This window comes from Streptomyces sp. NPDC002690 (assembly GCF_053592415.1).
Window position 1 is genome coordinate 1 of the sequence record NZ_JBSFVR010000745.1, and the last position, 1239, is coordinate 1239.

The following is a 1239-nucleotide window of genomic DNA, read 5'->3' on the forward strand; positions in this document are numbered from 1 at the left end:
GAACTCGCTGGGCAGTCCGAGCAGGTGGTCACGGATCGCGGTGCTCCACCGGCTCCCTCGCGGACACCTCAGCCCCCCGGGGGGGGCCTCGGTTCTGCGGGAAACCTCAGCCCTTCAGGAGACTTGCCCCGAGCTTGTCGCTCGCGTCCTTCACGCCGGGCAGCACCAGGAAGTAGCCGCCGCCCCGGGTGACGGTGAAGTCCGCCAGGCGCTCGCCGTCCAAGCGTCGCTGGACCGCCTCGAACTGCCGCGCGATGTCCTGCTGGTAGCAGCAGAAGTTGAGCCCCACGTCGAGCCCGCCGTCGGGCGCCAGGCCGCGGTCGAAGTTGTAACTCCGGCGCAGCGGGAGCGAGTCGGCCGTCTCCGGGGTCCGCGGGTTCGCCCGGCGGATGTGCGAGTCGAAGGAGATCTTCCGGCCGTCCGGGTCCGACCGGTAGTCGGGCACGTCCGTCTCCTTGGTGCCGGTCAGCGGCGCGCCGGTCGCCTTGTTCCGGCCGAAGGCGCGTTCCTGCTCGGCCACCGGCAGCCGGTCCCAGGCCTCGACCCGCAACCGGGTGATCCGCAGTACCTGGTAGCAGCCGCCCCGGGCCCATGCGGGCGTTCCGCCGCGCGAACCGAGCCACAGCACCCGGTCCATCTCCCGCTCGGACTTCGTGTCCGGGTGGGAGATGCCGTCCTTGAAGCCGACGATGCTGCGCGGCGCGCCGTTCGGCCGGGGCGGGTTGAGGAACCCGTCGCTCCGCCACCTCGGGGCCGCCAGCCCCCGCAGCGCCAGTTGCAGATCGCGCATCACCTCCAGGACGGCATCGGGGTGTTCCGCGCAGACCTGGACCGACAGGTCGCCGTGGCAGGCCGCGGGGTCGAGATCGTCGCCGGGGAACGCGGGCATGGTCCGCAGTCCCGCGGGACGGCGCCCCTGGAGGCCGAAACGCTCGTCGAAGAGGGACGCCCCGACGCCGACCGTGACGGTCAGGCGGTCGTCGGGACCACCCTGCCCCGCTCCGGCGGTGAGAACTCTCGCCCGCTGCGTCAACACGTCGAAGACGCGGACCAGTCCGCTCCGATCCGTGCCGACCACGTCGAAGGTGACGAACGCGACGAACGCCTGCTGTGGTGTCACGACGCCCGCCTGGTGCGGTCCGTGGAACGGCACCGCGGCCTTCCGGCCGAGAGGTGGAAGTGCGCGGCGAAGACCGGTCCGGGAAGGGTGGGTTCGTACTGCTGGGGCTCGGGGAGACC

The 1239-nt window shown here is 72.2% G+C and carries 1 protein-coding gene; it reads right to left on the reverse strand.

Going from position 1 to position 1239, the window contains the following annotated elements:
- Positions 1-106: 106 nt before the first annotated feature.
- Positions 107-1120, reverse strand: a complete 1014-nt coding sequence (locus ACWD3D_RS37240) for a Dyp-type peroxidase (RefSeq protein ID WP_451465050.1) — start codon at positions 1118-1120, stop codon at positions 107-109.
- Positions 1121-1239 lie beyond the last annotated feature (119 nt).